Consider the following 18,221-nt stretch of genomic DNA (forward strand, 5'->3'; position numbering starts at 1 on the left):
GAAGACGCGCGCCATGGTTTGTCGGCTGCAGTTCCGCGGATTCGATATCGGGGCCAGTTTGTCCTTGATCAATCTGCTTCTGCTGGTTGCGAGTATCCTTGGTGCATCCGAATTCTCCCGGAACCGCTGCTACGGTGGCGCAACATGCTGGAAGTGAAGCAATGCTATCGACAAGTGTCTCCGGGCTTTCCGGACATTGCGCATGCTTGTCTGTCCATGGTGACGCCATGAACATCGCAAGCATCCTTTCCGTTACGCGGGAGCGCCTGATCACGGTCAGCGACAAGGCTCAACTGGTAGATGCGGCGTCCCTTCTGGGCAGCGGCAGGATCGATCTTGTCGTGGTATGCGAGGATACGGGGAAGATGGCTGGGGTTGTCACCCGCATGGATATCGTCTCGCGGATCAGCCGGTGTCAGGGCCATGCCTGCACGGCATCGGTCGCTTCGGTCATGTCACGCGACGTAATTTATTGCCGGCCGCCCGAGTTGCTCGAAACAGCGTGGAAGCGGATGAAGGAAAAAGGTCATGCGCATATTCCAGTCGTCGATGATGATAATCGTCCGCTCGGCACCCTCAATGCTCGCGATGCACTGCAGGCCTTGTTGAAGGAAACGGAATACGAGGAAGATTTGCTGCGCGACTATGTGATGGGTATTGGTTATCGCTGACAGCGGGCCCTTGAAGGGTTGATTTTGTCAGGCAACTGCGATCCGGAATCACTCGATTGCGTGCGGCGGTGGTCCGAGCTGGATACTCCCGAAAGCGGGGTTTTTGTTGTTTAAGATCAAAGAATGTTTTGTCGATCGAATGTAGCCTGTTTTTGGAAAGGTTGGATTGGCTTCTAGTAGGTCCGTCAACTTCTCCCCTTAGCTGGTTGAGTGCCAGCACAACCTTAGCTCGCCCTCGTTTCTCGATGGCGAGCTTTCTTTTGCGCTCTTCTTCATCAGCGAGGCGGTTACGCCGCAGATGTTGAGGAGGTCTATGTCGTGGGAGCTCGCATGGTGTCGCAGCACGGTCATCTTCATGTCGCCGTGCAGAGACCGATTTAGACGAAGCAGCCCGCGCAATTAACGACTGCAGGGATCAACGTAATTTTGGATTGTGCTGTCTCTCAGCCGATTGATTTTATTTGGATATTGGCTTTTTTGTCAGTTCACTCTCAACATCAATAATCATTACTTTTGTCAGTCGGTATAAGGCGTTGTTTCGCCGTCGACAGCGTGCGCCGGTCTGAACCTGTGCGCCACCGCAAACACCTCTGCACTTGCCAGCCTCTCGCTTTGTGCAAAGATGGAACCGGACGGCCAGTACCGATCATACGTTGTTCGATGAACAATCGTTAGGGGAGGCTGCTTTGAACGATTCGCTGCATCCGCTCGCGCCGCATCATTTGCCATCGTTCATCACCCCTCCCGGCAATACCGACATCCTGATGGTCGTCGTCGGCATCATCCTGCTTCTCGCCATTCTGTTTGTCGGCAACATCTATCTGCAGATCCACTCCTTGCCGGAGCGGATGGCGCACAAATCGCAGAAGCTGCAGTTCGAGATCGTAGCCGTACTCTGCCTGCTCGCCCTCTTTACGCACAATCACTTGTTCTGGGTGGCTGGATTACTTCTTGCTCTGATCGATCTTCCCGATTTCACTACGCCGCTGCACAGCATCGCAGCTTCCGTTCAGAAAATAGCCGGCATTCCTCCCGACCCGGATCCGCCAGAGCCGCCTGAAATGTCTCGAGCGGCTGCGAGCCTGCCAAATGAAAAGGAAGATTCAAACGACGAAGTGAGGGAGCAGGGCCATGCTTGAGCTCATCCTCTGTTCACTCCTGACAGTGTTTCCCGACTATCTTTATCGTCGCTACGCGCAAGGCAAGCGCATTGGCCGAGAGATTACGCTCTTCTCAGTCTGGTACGAATTAAGATGGGGCATCGTCTCATGCCTCATGCTGACAGTCGCTCTGATCACAATCATCTTCTATTTTCATCCCTCCACGACCAGTGCGACGTTGTATTTCAGAACTGTTCCGATCGTGCCGGAGACGATCGGACGTGTATCGCAGGTTCACGCCGATTTCAGCGCTCCCGTTAAAAAAGGGGAGGTGATATTCAAGCTGGATAGCGCAAAGCAGGAGGCCGCACTTGCATCTGCCCGCCGCAAAGTCGCGGAAATCGATGCTGCCATGGTTGCGGCACAGGCAGACATTCTGAAAGCGGATGCGCAGATCCAGGAAGCCAAAAGTGCATACCGGCAGGCGGTCGAGGAGTTGGATGTCAAACGCGATTTGCAGAGGCGCAATCCCGGCATCGTCCCGCAGCGCGATATTGAAAAGCTGGACGTTGTCGTTTCCGGCCGTCAAGCCGCCGTCGATGCGGCAACCGCCGCCCACCAATCCATCATGGCTCGCGTGACGGCCCTGCTGCCCGCGGAGAAAGCCAGTGCAGAGGCTGCGCTCGCTCAAGCACAGGTGGATATGGACAAGACATTCATTCGCGCCGGCGTTGATGGTCGTGTTGAACAATTCCTGTTGCGGCCGGGCGATGTCGTTAATCCCATGATGCGCTCGGCTGGTGTCCTTATTCCGGAAGGCGCAGGACGGCAGAGGCTTGCGGCAGGGTTCGGACAGATCGAAGCGCAGGTCATGAAGGTCGGAATGGTGGCTGAGGCGACATGCATCTCAAAGCCATGGACCGTTATTCCGATGGTTATCACGAGCGTGCAGGATTACATCGCAGCGGGCCAATTCCGGGGCGGTGAGCAACTTATCGACGCCCAGCAAGCTTTGGCGCCTGGCTCTATTCTTGTCATTATGGAGCCGATTTATAAAGGTGGCCTTGACGGCGTTACTCCAGGCAGCCGTTGCATCGCCAATGCCTATACCAGCAATCATGATCGGATCGCCGCGAAGGAAACCGGTTTTCTGAAGGGTCTCTGGCTGCATGCTGTCGATGCTGTCGGGATCGTGCATGCGATGCTGCTGCGTATTCAGGCTCTGCTATTGCCGGTCAAGACACTGGTGCTGAGCGGCCATTGAATTCCGCTAGTGCTGACGTGACGACGCCCAATGCGTTCTGTCGTTTGGCACCGATTTTGCCTGTAGCGATGGGTGTTTAATGCGGAACCAGTTGTCTCATGAGCCGTCACGCCCTTCGTATCCTGATCGTTGATAAAAACCAGGTTCGCGCAGCGATCATTGAAGAAGGTTTGCGCGAGGCGGGACATGGTGGCGTGACCATCATCCACGACATGACGGGCATAGCGCAGCGCATTGCTGAGATCGAACCGGATGCCATTGTAATCGACCTCGAAAACCCCAACCGCGACATGCTTGAAAGCATGTTTCAGCTAAGCCGCTCCGTGAAGCGGCCGATTGCTATGTTCGTGGACTGCTCCGATAGCGCCTCCATCGAGGCGGCCGTCGAAGCGGGCGTTTCGGCTTACGTCGTTGATGGGCTGCACAAGCACCGCGTGAAGCCAGTTCTTGATATGGCAATCAGCCGCTTCAATGCGGTCTCGCGGATGGCACGGGAGCTGGAGGAAGTGCGAACCGAACTGGAGAACCGCAAGTTCGTGGAACGCGCGAAAGGCATCTTGATGAAGTCGCGTAGCCTTTCGGAGGAGGGCGCATATGCGCTCCTGCGCAGGACCGCGATGAATCAGAACCGCAAGATCTCAGAAGTTGCCGAGAGCTTGGTCATGGCCGCCGGTCTGCTTGGTCCGGAAAACACATAGCTCCCGACCCTATCGGCTCGACGCCTGCTTCATTTGACGGCGCATAATTATGCAGCGCACAAATCTTGGGCAGCATCAACTTCAATTTCGATCATGATCGGTTATGTGCCCACGCCGCATGGCGACGCTTGGGCCGTTAAGTCGCTGGCATATTTAATAAATCAGCACATCGCCAAAACTGGCACATCTCCTGCTTAACAAGTGCTGCAAGCCCAAAGCTGGGTGAGAAATTTCGCGTCCAACGTCGGGCGCTTCCAGGCAAGGCCGCCGCTCGGGCTCGATCGCGATCCGGATATCCGGGTGCGTAGAGGTTGATCGGCGGCCTTTTGTTTTCAATCCAGCACCGCTTCCGCGTGGTGCTGATGGAGTGAGAGATGACGGAAGCTGCTAACCCCGCACACATGCGCGATCGCTCGGCGACACGAGCACTGTCGATGTCGACGATCGCTTTCACCGTGTGTTTTGCCGTGTGGACGATCTTTTCGATCATCGGCGTTCGCATCAAGGACGAACTCGGTCTGAGTGATACGCAATTTGGCCTTCTGGTGGGGATGCCCATCCTGACGGGCTCTCTCGTGCGCATGCTTCTCGGCATCTGGACCGATCGCCTCGGCGGGCGCCTCGTCTACACCATCACGATGCTTGCCGCGGCGCTGGCGACCTTCCTGCTCACCTTTGCGACGACTTATTCCCAAATGCTGATCGCAGCGCTTGGTGTCGGCCTGGCCGGTGGCTCGTTCGCGGTCGGCGTTGCCTATGTGTCGCGTTTCTACCCAGCCTCTCGGCAGGGCACGGCGCTCGGCATTTTCGGTGTCGGCAATGTGGGTGCGGCAGCCACCAAGTTTATCGCACCGTTCGTCCTTATCGCGTGGGGCTGGCAGAGCGTTGCGATGATATGGTCCGGCGTATTGGCCATCATCGCGGTCGTGTTCTGGTTCATGACCGAAGACGATCCGGTGATCCGCCATCGCCGCAAGACCGGGGGCGGGCAGGCGCGCAGCTTCCTTGCCGAATTCAAGCCGCTGAAGGATGTGCGCGTCTGGCGCTTCTCGCTCTACTATTTCTTCGCCTTCGGGGCCTTCGTTGCGCTGGCTCTGTGGCTGCCGCGCTATCTCATTGGCGTCTACGGCTTCGACATAGCGACCGCTGGTATCATCGGTGCGGCTTATTCAATTCCCGCTTCGATTTTCCGGGCCTATGGCGGCATTCTTTCCGACCGGATCGGTGCGCGCACGGTGCTTTATTGGACCTTCGCGGTGTCGGCGGTTTGCTGCGCCATCCTGTCGATTCCGGCCGCTGACTACACGGTGCACGGCATCAAGGGACCGATCGCCTTCCACATGACGGTCGGGCCGGTCGCCTTCGTTGCAGTCGCTTTCATCCTTGGCTTCTGCATGAGCCTCGGCAAGGCCGCCGTCTACAAGCACATCCCTGTCTACTATCCGAACAATGTTGGCGCGGTTGGTGGCCTCGTCGGCATGATCGGCGGTCTCGGCGGCTTCGTTCTGCCGATCGTCTTTGGTGCGCTCAACGATCTCACCGGCATCTGGTCGAACTGCTTCATGCTGCTGTTCGCTCTCGCAGGAGTGTGCCTCGCGTGGATGCATCTCGCGATCCGACGCATGGAAACGAGCGCTACGCCGTCGAGCTCTGCGCTCGCTCAGCCCGCGGAATAATCGTTGAGGAGAATACGGCAATGACCGAGAAACTTGTCATCATCGGTAACGGCATGGCTCCCGGCAGGATGTTGGAGCACCTGTTCGAGGCTGCTCCCGGCCGCTACGAGGTAACCATTTTCAATGCGGAGCCGCGGGTCAATTACGACCGTATCATGCTGTCGCCTGTGCTGTCCGGCGAGAAGACCTTCGAGGAAATCGTCATCCATGGCGATGGTTGGTATATCGCCAATGGCGTGACGCTCTACAAGGGTCACAAGATCGTTGCCATCGACCGTGCAGGGAAGACGGTTACCTCGGACAAGGGCGTTACCGAGAGTTACGACAAGCTGGTCGTGGCGACCGGATCGGTCCCCTTTATCATCCCGGTGCCGGGCTCCGATCTTCCCGGAGTCATAACCTATCGTGACCTGGATGATGTGAATGCCATGCTGCTTGCCGCGCAATCGCGTGACAAGGCGGTGGTTATCGGCGGTGGGCTGCTCGGTCTTGAAGCGGCAGCCGGACTTAAAGAGCGAGACATGGATGTGACGGTCCTCCATGTCATGCCGACTCTGATGGAGCGTCAACTCGATCCCGCTGCCGGTTACCTGCTGCAGAAGGCCGTCGAGGCGCGAGGCATCAAGGTCATCACCAAGGCTGATACCAGGGCAATCCTTGGCGATAAGCGCGTCACCGGTGTGGCGTTGAAGGACGGTCGAGTGATCCCGGCTTCACTGGTGGTCATGGCAGTCGGCATTCGCCCGAATGCGACGCTCGCAAAGGAGGCAGGCCTGGAGGTTAGGCGCGGCATTGTGGTCGATCCCTCCATGCAGACATCCGATCCGTCGGTTTTGGCGCTCGGCGAATGCGTGGAAGTCGAAGGCCGGACCTATGGCCTCGTCGCGCCGCTTTATCAGATGGCCCGCGTGGCGGCCGAGAATCTGGCCGGTGCGCCGGAGGCGCGCTTCGTGCATTCCGAGACGCCGACCAAGCTCAAGGTGACAGGCATCGATCTTTATTCGGTCGGCGACTTTGCCGATGGCGACGACCGCGAGGAGATCGTGCTGCGGGATGCCTCCGCGGGTATTTACAAGCGCGTCGTGCTCAAGGACGATCGCATCATCGGCGCGGTTCTGTTTGGCGAAACGGCGGACGGGGCATGGTTCGCGGACCTGCAGAAAAAGCAGACCGATATATCGGCGATGCGCGACACGCTGATCTTCGGTCAAGCGCTCCAAGGTGGTACGTCTGCGGACCCTTTGGCGGCCGTTGCGGCACTGGCGGATGATGCGGAAATCTGTGGCTGCAACGGCGTGTGCAAGGGTACGATCGTCTCGGCCATCACGTCCAAGGGGCTGACCAGCCTCGACGGCGTGCGGGCTCATACCAAGGCTTCGGCGTCCTGCGGCAACTGTACGCCACTGGTCGAGAAGCTGATGACGCTCACCTTGGGCGACAGCTACAATCCGGCCACCGTTCAGCCGGTCTGCCCCTGCACCACGCTCGGGCATGGCGAGGTGCGCCGGCTCATCAAGGCCAAGCGACTCAAGACCATTCCTGCCGTCATGCAGGAGCTTGAATGGAAGACCTCCTGCGGCTGTGCCAAGTGCCGGCCCGCACTCAACTACTATCTGGTGGCCGACTGGCCAGATGAGTATGCCGACGACTATCAGTCCCGTTTCATCAACGAGCGCGCCCACGCCAACATCCAGAAGAACGGCACCTATTCGGTGGTGCCGCGAATGTGGGGTGGCGTCACCTCGGCGCGCGAGCTTCGAGCCATCGCCGATGTCGTGGACAAGTTTGCCATCCCGACAGTGAAGGTCACCGGCGGCCAGCGCATCGACATGCTGGGTATCAAGAAGGAAGACTTGCCCGCTGTCTGGGCTGATCTTGGTCAGGCTGGCTTTGTATCCGGCCATGCCTATGCGAAGGGCCTGCGCACGGTAAAGACCTGTGTGGGAACCGATTGGTGCCGGTTCGGCACTCAGGATTCTACGGGGCTCGGCATCCGCATCGAAAAATTCATGTGGGGCTCGTGGACGCCAGCCAAGGTGAAGATGGCTGTGTCCGGCTGTCCACGCAACTGCGCCGAGGCGACCTGCAAGGATGTGGGCGTGATCTGTGTGGATTCCGGCTTCGAGATTCATTTCGCGGGTGCTGCCGGGCTCGACATCAAGGGCACGGAAGTCCTCGGCCTCGTCAAGACAGAGGACGAGGCGCTCGAGGTGATCGTCGCGCTCGTCCAGATGTATCGCGAGCAGGGTCGTTATCTGGAGCGCATCTACAAATGGGCCAAACGCATCGGCACCGATGAGATCAGGAAGCAGGTGCTGGAGAATACCGCGCGGCGCCAGGAGTATTTCGACCGCTTCGTCTTTAGCCAGAAATTCGCGCAGATCGATCCTTGGGCCGAGCGGGTGTCGGGCAAGGACAAGCATGAGTTTCGGCCCATGGCGGCTGTTCCTTTCCCGCAGGCGGCGGAGTGAGGCGATGGGTTGGTTTGAAATAGGTGCACTTGAAGACATCCCACAGCGTGGTGCGCGGTGTGTTGAGACGCCGCAGGGTCGTATCGGCGTCTTTCGGACGGCCGATGACAAGGTTTACGCGGTCGAGGATCACTGCCCGCATCGCGGCGGCCCTCTCAGTCAGGGCATCGTTCATGGCGCGTCCGTAACCTGCCCGCTGCACAATTGGGTGTTCTCGCTGGAAACGGGCAAGGCGCTGGGAGCTGACGAAGGTGCGTTGAAGACCATTCCGGTCAGGCTTGTCGGAGGGCGTATCTCGCTCGCTCTCGACGTTGCTCTGGCGGCGGCGGAGTGACGGCATGCAGGAGCCAGCCGTAGCCGAAGTAAGAACCACATGCCCATATTGCGGAGTGGGCTGCGGCGTCCTCGCGCGGGTGACCCCCGATGGATCGGTTTCTGTTCGTGGCGATCCCGAGCATCCGGCCAACTTCGGCAAGCTGTGCTCGAAAGGGATGGCGCTCGGCGAGACGACAGGTCTGGAAGGACGCGTGCTTGCGCCGGAGATCGGCGGACGCGAAGCATCCTGGGACGATGCGCTGGATCTCGTTGCGCGGCGCTTCACGGATACTGTCGGGCGATACGGCCCTGACTCGGTTGCTTTCTACGTCTCCGGCCAGTTGCTCACGGAGGACTACTACGTCGCCAACAAGCTGATGAAAGGCTTCATAGGCTCCGCCAATATCGATACCAACTCGCGCTTGTGCATGGCATCTTCAGTAGCGGGCCATCGCCGCGCTTTCGGTGAAGACATCGTTCCCGGTATCTATGAGGATTTCGAACAGGCTGACCTTGTGGTGCTGGCGGGATCCAACACCGCCTGGTGCCACCCGATCATCTATCAGCGTTTGCTGGCTGCTCGGCGCAAGCGGGGCACGAAGATCGTTGTCGTCGACCCGCGCCGTACTGCGACGGCGGAGGAGGGCGATCTGCATCTTGCCATCGATCCAGGAACGGACGTGCTGCTCTTCAACGGGCTGCTGGCTCATCTGGCTCGATCAAACGTTATCGATGAGAGCTTCGTGGCCGGCCGAACCTCGGGCCTCGCGATAGCACTCGATGCGGCGGCTGCCGATGCTCCGTCGATCGAGTCGGTGGCTGAGGGATGCGGCCTCAACTCCGGCGACGTTCGCCTTTTCTATGAGCTGTTCGCGGCAACGGAGCGATCCATCACCGTCTATAGCCAGGGCGTCAACCAGTCGGTGCACGGCACCGACAAGGTCAATGCGATCATTAACTGCCATCTGGCGACGGGGCGTATCGGCAGGCCCGGCATGGGCGCGTTCTCAGTCACGGGGCAACCCAACGCCATGGGCGGCCGCGAGGTTGGAGGCCTGGCCAACCAGCTCGCCGCTCATATGAGCTTCGAATCCACGCAGGACATTGAGACTGTCTCACGCTTCTGGAACGCGCCGAACATCGCACGAAAGGCTGGGCTGAAGGCAGTCGATCTATTCCGAGCGGCGGGCGATGGTCGCGTCAAGGCGCTGTGGATCATGGGCACCAATCCCGCCGTCTCCATGCCGGACGCTGGCCGCGTGCGCGCCGCGCTCAAGGCCTGCGATTTCGTCGTTGTCTCCGACATTATCCGAACCGACACCACGCGGTTCGCCGATGTGCTGCTGCCGGCTGCTGGCTGGGGCGAGAAGAGTGGGACTGTCACAAATTCGGAACGCCGGATTTCGCGGCAGCGCCCGTTTCTGCCGCTGCCGGGAGCCGCACGACCGGACTGGAAGATCGTCTGCGACGTGGCTCGCCGCATGGGATATGGGCACGCGTTCAGCTTCGATGGGCCGGCCGCCATCTTTCGCGAGCACGCGGCTCTCTCCACCTATGAGAACGCGGGTGAGCGGCTGTTTGATATTGGCGCTTTCGCGGGCGTCACCGAGGCAGAGTATGACGGCTTTACGCCCGTGTGCTGGCCGGTGTCGCGTGATGGTGCGTCTGCTGATCGGCTATTTGGTGATGGGTGCTTTCCAACGGCCGACGGCCGCGCTTTCTTCGTCGCCGTCCGCCAGCAAAGTGTCGCGCAGGCTGTCGACGCCACGCGTCCTATCTCGCTGAATACAGGTCGCCTACGTGATCAGTGGCACACCATGACTCGGACCGGACGTGTGCCGAGATTGATGTCGAACGCACCGGAGCCATTGCTGGAAATCGCAGCCGAAGACGCTATTAGATATGAGCTGGCGGATGGCGATCTCGCCAGCGTCTCGAGTCCCTACGGCTTAGCGCGTGCCAAGGTAAAGGTTTCCAGCAGTCAGAAACCGAGCAGCGCATTCCTCCCGATGCACTGGAGCGGCCAATTCGCGGCCAATGCCGGGGCAGGGCCACTTGCAACACCATTGGCCGATGCGGTTTCCGGCCAGCCGGAGTTGAAACACGTTCCAGTGAAGATCGTGCGCGAGGAAGTTGCATGGCAAGGCGTTCTGATCACACGACGCTATCTTCGACCTACTGGTTTTGTTCATTGGAGCCGGCAAACCGTGTCGGGCGGATGGATCTACGAGCTCTGTGGAACTGAGACGCCCGATCAGGGCATTCTGCTTTCTCGGCAGTTCATGGAGGCGTACCGGCGCGAGGAGTTATTGGAGTACACTGACCGCCGCGGCTTGAACTATCGCGCGGCCGCCATCGACGACGATGGAGCGATGGCCGAGGCGCTGCTGGTCAGTCCTCAGGGCCAGTTGCCATCGCGCGACTGGCTGGTGTCGCTGCTTGGCTCTCGCGTACCATTGAGCGGGGCCGAGCGCATGGCGCTCCTGTCCGGCCGCTCGCCTGTCCCGACGCCGTCCATCGGCCGCATCGTCTGCTCCTGCTTCAACATCGGGGTAAACCAGATTGCGGTCTCGGTCGCTGCGGGATGCCGGAGCGTGGGCGAAATCGGCGAACACATTCGTGCTGGTACCAATTGCGGCTCCTGCCGCGCTGAAATCAGAAAGATCATCGATGAAGCTCGTCTCCAGGCCGCCGAGTGACTCCGCACCGCCGCGCATTGCCGCGTTGAGCGTTCTTCCCGCGTTTTTCGATCTTACGGGAAAGCGAGCCGTCGTGGCCGGCGGCAGTGAGGCTGCCGCTTGGAAAGCGGAACTTCTAGCCGCGGCCGGCGCTCAGGTCGATGTCTATACAGCTTCCGAGCGCTTGTCAGAGAGCATGGTGGTGCTGCATGAGCGCGAGCCCCGCGTGAAACTCCACCGCCACGTCTGGGATGCGGATTGCCTTGCGGGCGCCGTGATGGCGCTGGCCGATGTGGAGGATGAATCGGAGGCGATAGCTTTTGCAGCGGCCGCCCGCAAAACAGGTGCGGCCTGGAATGTCATCGACAGACCGGCCCATTGCCAGTTTCAGTTCGGCTCTATTGTCAACCGCTCACCATTGGTGGTTGGCATCTCGACGTCGGGCGCGGCCCCTGTCCTCAGCCAGGCGGTACGCCGCCGCATTGAGACACTGCTACCATGCTCGCTTGCTGACTGGGCCGCGCTTGCGCGACAGTTGCGCGATGTTGTCGCTGAGCGCCTGTTGCCAGGTGAGGCGCGACGTCATTTCTGGGAGCGGTTCGTCGATCGCGCCTTTGCTGGTGCGCCCAGCGGTGATGCTCTGGAACAGCTTCGCAGCGATATTCGTGAGGTAGCTGAACAGAAACGGCAGGGCTATGTCACCTTCGTTGGTGCCGGGCCCGGTGATCCTGAACTGCTCACGTTGAAGGCTGTCCGCGCGCTTCAGGCGGCCGACGTGATCCTGTTCGATGATCTCGTGTCAGATGAGGTGCTGGAACTGGCGCGGCGCGAAGCGAAGCGCATCCTCGTTGGAAAGCGCGCCGGGCGGCCGAGCTGCAAGCAGCATGAGATCAACGAGATGATGATCGCGCTCGCAAAGGCCGGTCGACGGGTCGTACGTCTGAAGTCCGGTGATCCTATGATCTTCGGACGTTTGGGTGAGGAAATTGCGGCCCTTGAAAATGAAGGCATTGGGCACGATGTCGTGCCCGGCATCACTGCGGGGCTTGCGATGGCTGCACGGCTCGGCGTGTCGCTGACCCACCGCGACTGCGTGAGGTCCGTGCGGTTCGTGACTGGCCACTCGCAGCATGGTGGCTTGCCGCAAGATGTGGATTGGGCTGCTGTTGCCGATCCCTCTGCCACGACGATCTTCTATATGGGCGCGCGTACGGCCGCCCGGATTTCCGCGGAGCTTATTCAGCGGGGGATGTCTGCTCGCACGCCCGCTGTCGTTGGTGTGAACATCGGCCGCCCCGGTGAAGCGATACATTCGACGGACCTGGCTGGGCTGCCGGACTGCTGCACTATCATACGGGATGGGCAGCCTGCTTTGATCGGCATCGGACGTGTATTCGCGCAAAGGCTTGAGGCTGAAGGGGTGCGACCGTCAGCCAGAAATCGTGTGGTTTCTTCCTCAGGTATGCTCCGGAATTGAGATGCCTCCGCCTTCATGACATCCTTGCCGGCCAGTGCAGTCGGCTTGGATAATCACGACCCAAGAGCGGAGAAATCGATGATGTATGAGCACATACTCGTATCGAGCGATGGCTCGGATCTCGCGCAAGCGGGCGTCGATCATGGGTTAAGGCTGGCAAAAATACATGGCAGCAAGGTCACCGCCGTGACGGTGACCGAACCGCTCGGTGGACAATTTGCCTTCGCCTCCGATCTGTGGTCGCCAAGCGAGGGCGAAATCGCAGCCTACGACAAAAATCAGGCTGCAATAGCGAAGCGTATCCTGGAGCGGATCCGGCAAGATGCTGAAGCGACTGGCGTCCCGATCGAGACCATCCACGTTCCGTGGCGCACACCTGCGAATGCGCTGGTGGAAATCGCGGAGCAGTGTGGCTGCAGTCTCATTGTGATGTCGTCTCATGGTCGTACTGGTCTCAGTCGAGCCATGCTCGGAAGCCAGACCACGCAAGTTGTCTCGACTTCGAAGGTACCGGTGTTGGTCGTTCGCTGACGGCCAATCTCGTGCTCCAAAGTTGGACGGACCGGCCGATCTCATTTGAGTTTGTCGGCAGCCCAGGTGACGATCTGTTTGGCTGTGTCGGTGAAGGCACGATCGATAGCCGACACGGCGGTTTTTGCATCAAGGTGTGCGACTGGCTGGTTCGACCGGAAAATGCGGGAGGCGACGATCTGCCCGGATTTAGCAACGAGCTTCACCGAGAGGGAAATTTCGGCAGTCGGGCTACCGGAAGTGTCGACGCCAAAGCGACGGATTTCGCTCAGCAGCGTCGCATCGGTTTGCACTCCATCGGTCGGGCGAACCGGCGCTTTCTCTTCGCTGTAATTTTCAAAGCTTTCGAGCAGCCGGGCTTGAACGAGCTTGGGTATGCTGTCGGCCCACTGCGCCTGAGCGATCGACGCATCAAGGGCGTCCCCCTCCGGTGTCACGATCAGGCGTTGCGTATCGAGTGCGAGGATTACGGTTGGCTCGGGAATCGCAAGCTGGAGCGTGAGAGGTGTCCGGGTAGCCGCGTAGGTCTGAACGGCACTTAGATCGTAGACGTGCTTCTGCGCCTGCGGTTCGCCTCCACCGGTCATTCTTTCCAATCCTGCGAGGATACCGTCGAGGCGTCCCGTATTGCGGGCGAGCCCTTCGGCAAATGTGCTCAGATTGGCGATGGTGTCATGGAGAGGTTGCGAATTATCGCTGAGAACGGAATCGATTTTCCTAAGCGCTTCACGAGCCGCCTGCGTCATACTTTGGCCCGCGCCGGGTGATGCCACCAGCACGCCGATCGGAGTTGTCGCAAGCGTATCCTTGTTGCCTTCGAGTGCGATCACAGGGACGCCTGTCAGCCCCTGAAACTCCAGCCCAACCTTGGTGTCAGCGCGGACAGGCGTATCGGTGAGCACGCTGACGGATGCATTCACGCGGCGCGGGCTTTGAGGATCGAGCGCGAGGCGTGTCACCTCGCCGACGCGGATGCCGTTGAACAGCACGCCGGCACCGACGAGCAATCCTGGCACCGGCTCGTCGAATTGCACCTGATAGATGCTGCGCGCGCCAAGGCCACCGGCATTGTTCAGCCAATAGACGAAGCCGAACACGGCTGCCGCGATCGAGAGGACAAAGAGACCGACAATGATGTAGGGCGCGCGCGTCTCCATCGGAATCCTCAATTTTTACGGGGTTGGAGCATTTCCGAGCGAGCGCCGTGGAAATATGCGCGCACCCAGGGGTGGGTTGCTTCAAGAAGTGTGTCCATCGTGCCGATTGAAACGATCTTGCCGTCAGCCAAGGCGGCAATCCTGTCGCAGACGGTATGGAGGCTGGCCAGGTCGTGCGTCACCATGAACACGGTGAAGGTGAGTGTTTTCTGCAAGGTCTTGATCAGCGCATCGAAGTCGCCGGCCGAGATCGGATCGAGTCCAGAGGTCGGTTCATCGAGAAACACAATTGCAGGATCGAGGGCCAGAGCGCGCGCGAGTGCGGCGCGCTTTGTCATGCCGCCTGAGAGCTGCGAGGGGTATCTGTCGCCGTCAGTCGCCTTCAGGCCGACCATCTCGAGTTTCGCATTGGCCACCTCGTCCATCAGCTCCTGCGACATGGAGAGGTGTTCGCGCATGGGCACCTGAATGTTCTGCCGCACGGTCAAAGATGAGAACAGCGCACCTTGTTGAAACAGAATACCCCAGCGCGCGGCCGACTCCTGCGTCTGCCTGTCGTCGGCGCCGTGAATTTGCGATCCCATCACATCGACGGTGCCGCTTTGCTTCGGGATCAATCCGATGATGGTGCGCATCAGCACCGACTTGCCCCCGCCGGATGCTCCTACGAGGCCGAGAATTTCGCCACGCCGGACATCGAGCGAGAGGTGATCGAGGACCGTATGCTTGCCGAATGCGACGACGAGATCGCGGACGCGGATGGCAATGTCAGGCTGTAACTCGTTCATGGTCACATCCCGATCGATGCAAAGAAGACCGCGAACAGTCCGTCGAGAACGATGACGAGAAAGATCGATTTAACGACTGATGTCGTCGTCTGTCGCCCGAGCGATTCAGCGCTTCCTTTGACGCGCAATCCTTCGCTGCTGGCGACGATGCCGATGACGAGTGCCATGAACGGCGCCTTGATGAGGCCAACCTCAAAGTGGGTGACTGACACGGCTTCGTGAAGGCGGGCGATGAAGGTTGCCGGCATCATATCGCCGTAGAGCCATGAGATCAGACCGCCGCCGTAAAGCGCTGCGATCGATCCGATAAATGTCAGGATCGGCAGCGCAATGATGAGGGCGATGACGCGCGGCAGGATCAGCACTTCGAGCGGATCGAGGCCCATCGTCGTGAGGGCATCGATCTCCTCACGCATCTTCATGGAGCCGAGCTCTGCGGTGTACGCACTGCCTGACCGGCCGGCGACCATGATGGCAACGATCAGAACGCCGATTTCGCGCAAGACCAGAATGCCGACCATGTCGACGACATAGGCGTCGGCACCAAATTTCCGGAAATGGAAGATGCCCTGCTGGGCGATGATGGCTCCGATCAGAAAAGTGATCAGCACGATGATAGGGACGGCTTGCCATCCGACTTTGTGCAATTGATAGATCGTGGATGTCAGGCGCAAACGCCTGGGATGAAGAATAACCCTTGCGAGAACGGTGCCGAGCCGACCCAGCATGTCGATAAAGATCAACAGTTCCTGCAGTGAGGAAACCGTCGACTGGCCGATCTGGTAGAGCTTGAGGAGAAGAGGATTCTGCTTTTCGTAGACCGGAGGATTGAGGTTGGCGGATCGCAGCTCCTCGATCAGCCCCGCGAAGCGCTCGCTGATCCCCACCGTCTTAATTTCCGAGCCCGCCTGGCGTGCGTGACGGATCATGCGCTCGAGAAGCCAGGCCCCAATGGTGTCGATCTCGTTCACGGCTGACATGTCGAGCTGCAGTGCCCGTGCTCCAGACGCGGTGCGTGTTGCGGCTTCGACCGCAGGCTCAAGCGCTGATACCTGAGATGCTGTCCAGGATCCGGCAGCGTACATCTGCGCGCGACCGTCAATCAGATCGGTCGTCAATTTCGGCGCGACACTCATGCTTTGCCTCCCAACCAATCTTCGACGCTTAGTAAGCGGATTAGTGTGTGAGCAGTGTTGATGTGTCTCAAGGGAGCGGCAGCGATGGAACCTTGAGGCAAGTCAACAGCGGCAGCTTTGCTAAAGCTAGGCTTTCTGGGCTTGTCTTCATTAGTTCATGGAGGTCCCATGCCGAAGCTGGAGCCGATATTGAACACCAGCCTGCCGCCAGCGTTCCGTAGCGTTCGCCTGATCCTTGCGCGGGAGCCGGACCATCCGGCCGGCGACGAGGAGGTCGGCTATGTCCTCGTCATGCCGCTGACGCCGGATGGACATATCGATCACGAGCTATGGCGCGATCACAAAGATGCTTGCCGCGTCATCCGCTTGCGGCGAGACGAGCCCGAGATCCATGGTCATCTGGTCCGTCGTCCAGGAGGAACCTGGGCATTCCGCTATGAGACGTCGCCTGATGAGGCGGGGTATCATTTTGAAGACGAGCGTTTTGTCGAAGGGGAATATGTCTCGATTACGGAGGATGAGGAGGCACGCCCCTTCCGGGTGATGCGAGTAGAGCGCCTCTAGCGCGGTTAGGCGCCAACCAAAAAAGAGCGGCATAGTTGTCTATGCCGCTTTTCTTTCATCCATCATTTACGCCGCCGTCTTGACCTCGATCTTTTTCATTTGCGAGGGCGCAGGTTTTGGCACCGTCACCTTCAGAATGCCTTTGGCGATCGTGGCCTTGATGGTGTCAAGGTTCACGCCTGGCGGCAGTTCGACCGTGCGAAGGAACGAGCCGTAGCTACGCTCCACGAGGTGATAGTCTTTCTCTTTTTCCTCGCGCTCATTCTTCTTCTCGCCGCGAATGGTGAGAAGATTGTCGGCCACGTTGATCTGAACATCCTTCTCCTCGAGACCGGGGAGTTCAGCCGTGATTTCGATTTCCTTCTCGGTTTCGGCGACATCCATGTTGGGGACAACAGGGTTTTGCGAGAATGGCGCGAAGTTGCGCGTAAAGCCGTCGAACAGACGGTCGATCTCATGTTGCAGCAGGGAGAACGGGTTCGACTCCTTGCGGGCAACGACACGATCTTGAGCTACGGGAATGACTGATTTCACTGTCATGATAGCCTCCATGTCGGAGCACATGCTCCGCAGCTATTTTTGCCGGACCGATCATTTTTGTGTTGAGCGGAGTCAAAGATCGGTGGGCAGATAATTTTATCGGGCTCTTGGGCAAAGAGGTGGCAAATGCGCGCGATGGTTCTGAGCGGACCGGGAGCGGAACTCAAGATGGCCGATCTGCCGGATCCTGTTCCACAGCCCGGCCAGGTGCGCGTGCGGGTCGGTGCCTGTGGCGTCTGCCGAACCGATCTTCACGTCATGGACGGCGAGTTGCCGCATATCAAATATCCGATCATTCCCGGACATGAGATTGTCGGGCGCGTGGACGCGATCGGACCTGGCGTCTCCAACCATTGTCTTGGCGAGCGGGTCGGTGTTCCCTGGCTTGGTCACACCTGCGGGGAGTGTTTTTACTGCAGGAGCGAGATGGAAAATCTTTGCGATGATCCTCTGTTCACCGGCTATACGCGGGATGGCGGATTTGCGACGCACACGGTTGTCGACGCAGATTTCGCGTTTCCGTTGGAAGAGGAGGGACCTGACGAGGCGGTTGCCCCGTTGCTTTGCGCCGGCCTGATCGGCTGGCGCTCGCTGGTCATGGCCGGTGATGCAAAGCGTCTTGGAATATATGGTTTTGGGGCAGCCGGCCATATCGTGGCGCAAGTGGCGAAGTGGCAAGGCCGGTCGATTTATGCCTTTACCCGCGGCGATGATGCTGCAGCGCAAGCCTTTGCGAGAGAGTTGGGCGCGGTATGGGCCGGTTCCTCCGACGCGTTGCCGCCGGAGCCTCTCGATGCCGCGATCCTGTATGCGCCTGTCGGCTCTCTTGTTCCTGCGGCGCTGCGCGCGGTGCGGAAAGGCGGCCGTGTCGTGTGCGCCGGCATTCACATGAGCGATATCCCATCCTTTCCGTACAGCTTGTTATGGGAAGAACGACAGATCGTCTCGGTCGCAAACCTGACCCGTCGCGACGGGATCGAGTTTCTCAGAATCGTGCCCCAAGCCAAGGTCCAGACGCATACCACGGTCTTCCAACTTGGGCGCGCCAACGAGGCGCTTGCCATGTTGCGACAAGGAAGTCTGGTCGGGGCGGCCGTCCTCAAGCCTTGATGCGATAGGATGACGCACTCACCCGCCGCCAGATAATTATATCGT

At 59.4% G+C, this 18,221-nt stretch carries 16 protein-coding genes; 12 read left to right on the plus strand and 4 right to left on the minus strand.

The features are described from left to right. The first annotated feature begins 227 nt into the window (after nt 1-227). The 10 genes from OCA5_RS06230 to OCA5_RS06275 all read left to right on the plus strand — a co-directional run bounded on the left by OCA5_RS06230 (nt 228) and on the right by OCA5_RS06275 (nt 12,881). Complete coding sequence (locus OCA5_RS06230) at nt 228-671, plus strand: CBS domain-containing protein (protein WP_244396074.1); 444 nt, start codon at nt 228-230, stop codon at nt 669-671. A gap of 686 nt (nt 672-1,357) precedes the next feature. After that, complete coding sequence (locus OCA5_RS06235) at nt 1,358-1,810, plus strand: hypothetical protein (protein WP_012563976.1); 453 nt, start codon at nt 1,358-1,360, stop codon at nt 1,808-1,810. After that, nucleotides 1,803-3,035 (plus strand): HlyD family secretion protein, encoded by a 1,233-nt coding sequence (locus OCA5_RS06240; protein ID WP_012563975.1) that lies wholly within the window; start codon nt 1,803-1,805, stop codon nt 3,033-3,035. The genes OCA5_RS06235 and OCA5_RS06240 overlap by 8 nt, the downstream gene beginning before the upstream one ends. Nucleotides 3,036-3,133: 98 nt before the next feature. Continuing rightward, nucleotides 3,134-3,733: an ANTAR domain-containing response regulator gene (locus tag OCA5_RS06245; protein WP_012563974.1), complete on the plus strand. Its 600-nt coding sequence runs from the start codon at nt 3,134-3,136 to the stop codon at nt 3,731-3,733. 374 nt (nt 3,734-4,107) lie between these two features. Then, nucleotides 4,108-5,409, plus strand: a complete 1,302-nt coding sequence (locus tag OCA5_RS06250; protein ID WP_012563973.1) for an MFS transporter — start codon at nt 4,108-4,110, stop codon at nt 5,407-5,409. Between the two features lie 20 nt (nt 5,410-5,429). Next, nucleotides 5,430-7,880 (plus strand): nitrite reductase large subunit NirB, encoded by a 2,451-nt coding sequence (gene nirB, locus OCA5_RS06255; protein ID WP_012563972.1) that lies wholly within the window; start codon nt 5,430-5,432, stop codon nt 7,878-7,880. 4 nt (nt 7,881-7,884) lie between these two features. Further along, nucleotides 7,885-8,214: a nitrite reductase small subunit NirD gene (gene nirD / locus OCA5_RS06260; RefSeq protein WP_012563971.1), complete on the plus strand. Its 330-nt coding sequence runs from the start codon at nt 7,885-7,887 to the stop codon at nt 8,212-8,214. A gap of 4 nt (nt 8,215-8,218) precedes the next feature. Beyond that, on the plus strand, nt 8,219-10,894 hold the full coding sequence (locus tag OCA5_RS06265) for a nitrate reductase (protein WP_013912958.1): 2,676 nt from the start codon (nt 8,219-8,221) through the stop codon (nt 10,892-10,894). Next, nucleotides 10,866-12,350, plus strand: a complete 1,485-nt coding sequence (gene cysG / locus OCA5_RS06270) for a siroheme synthase CysG (RefSeq protein WP_012563969.1) — start codon at nt 10,866-10,868, stop codon at nt 12,348-12,350. Before OCA5_RS06265 ends, cysG begins: the two co-directional genes overlap by 29 nt. A gap of 81 nt (nt 12,351-12,431) precedes the next feature. Beyond that, the gene (locus tag OCA5_RS06275) at nt 12,432-12,881 is read left to right on the plus strand and encodes a universal stress protein (protein ID WP_013912959.1); all 450 of its coding nucleotides are present in this window, start codon (nt 12,432-12,434) and stop codon (nt 12,879-12,881) included. Nucleotides 12,882-12,922: 41 nt separating this feature from the next. Here the strand turns inward: OCA5_RS06275 and OCA5_RS06280 are convergent, their stop codons facing one another. From OCA5_RS06280 to OCA5_RS06290, 3 genes are read right to left on the minus strand one after another with little or no spacing between them, the layout of a single operon-like run. Further along, on the minus strand, nt 12,923-14,038 hold the full coding sequence (locus OCA5_RS06280; RefSeq protein WP_012563967.1) for an ABC-type transport auxiliary lipoprotein family protein: 1,116 nt from the start codon (nt 14,036-14,038) through the stop codon (nt 12,923-12,925). A gap of 8 nt (nt 14,039-14,046) precedes the next feature. Beyond that, nucleotides 14,047-14,826, minus strand: coding sequence for an ABC transporter ATP-binding protein (locus tag OCA5_RS06285; protein WP_012563966.1), 780 nt, complete (start codon nt 14,824-14,826; stop codon nt 14,047-14,049). Between the two features lie 2 nt (nt 14,827-14,828). After that, nucleotides 14,829-15,962, minus strand: coding sequence for an ABC transporter permease (locus tag OCA5_RS06290; protein WP_012563965.1), 1,134 nt, complete (start codon nt 15,960-15,962; stop codon nt 14,829-14,831). A 168-nt stretch (nt 15,963-16,130) separates the two neighbouring features. Here OCA5_RS06290 and OCA5_RS06295 point away from each other — a divergent pair, with 168 nt between their 5' ends. After that, nucleotides 16,131-16,526: a hypothetical protein gene (locus OCA5_RS06295; RefSeq protein WP_012563964.1), complete on the plus strand. Its 396-nt coding sequence runs from the start codon at nt 16,131-16,133 to the stop codon at nt 16,524-16,526. A gap of 66 nt (nt 16,527-16,592) precedes the next feature. On the opposite strand, the gene OCA5_RS06300 is transcribed toward OCA5_RS06295, so the two are convergent. Then, nucleotides 16,593-17,066 (minus strand): Hsp20/alpha crystallin family protein, encoded by a 474-nt coding sequence (locus tag OCA5_RS06300; protein ID WP_012563963.1) that lies wholly within the window; start codon nt 17,064-17,066, stop codon nt 16,593-16,595. A 126-nt stretch (nt 17,067-17,192) separates the two neighbouring features. On the opposite strand from OCA5_RS06300, the gene OCA5_RS06305 reads away from it, so the two are divergent. Continuing rightward, a complete protein-coding gene (locus tag OCA5_RS06305) occupies nt 17,193-18,176 on the plus strand; it encodes a zinc-dependent alcohol dehydrogenase family protein (protein WP_012563962.1) in 984 nt (327 codons plus the stop codon). Nucleotides 18,177-18,221: the final 45 nt, after the last annotated feature.

Source organism: Afipia carboxidovorans OM5 (assembly GCF_000218565.1).
Taxonomy (GTDB): Bacteria; Pseudomonadota; Alphaproteobacteria; order Rhizobiales; family Xanthobacteraceae; genus Afipia; species Afipia carboxidovorans.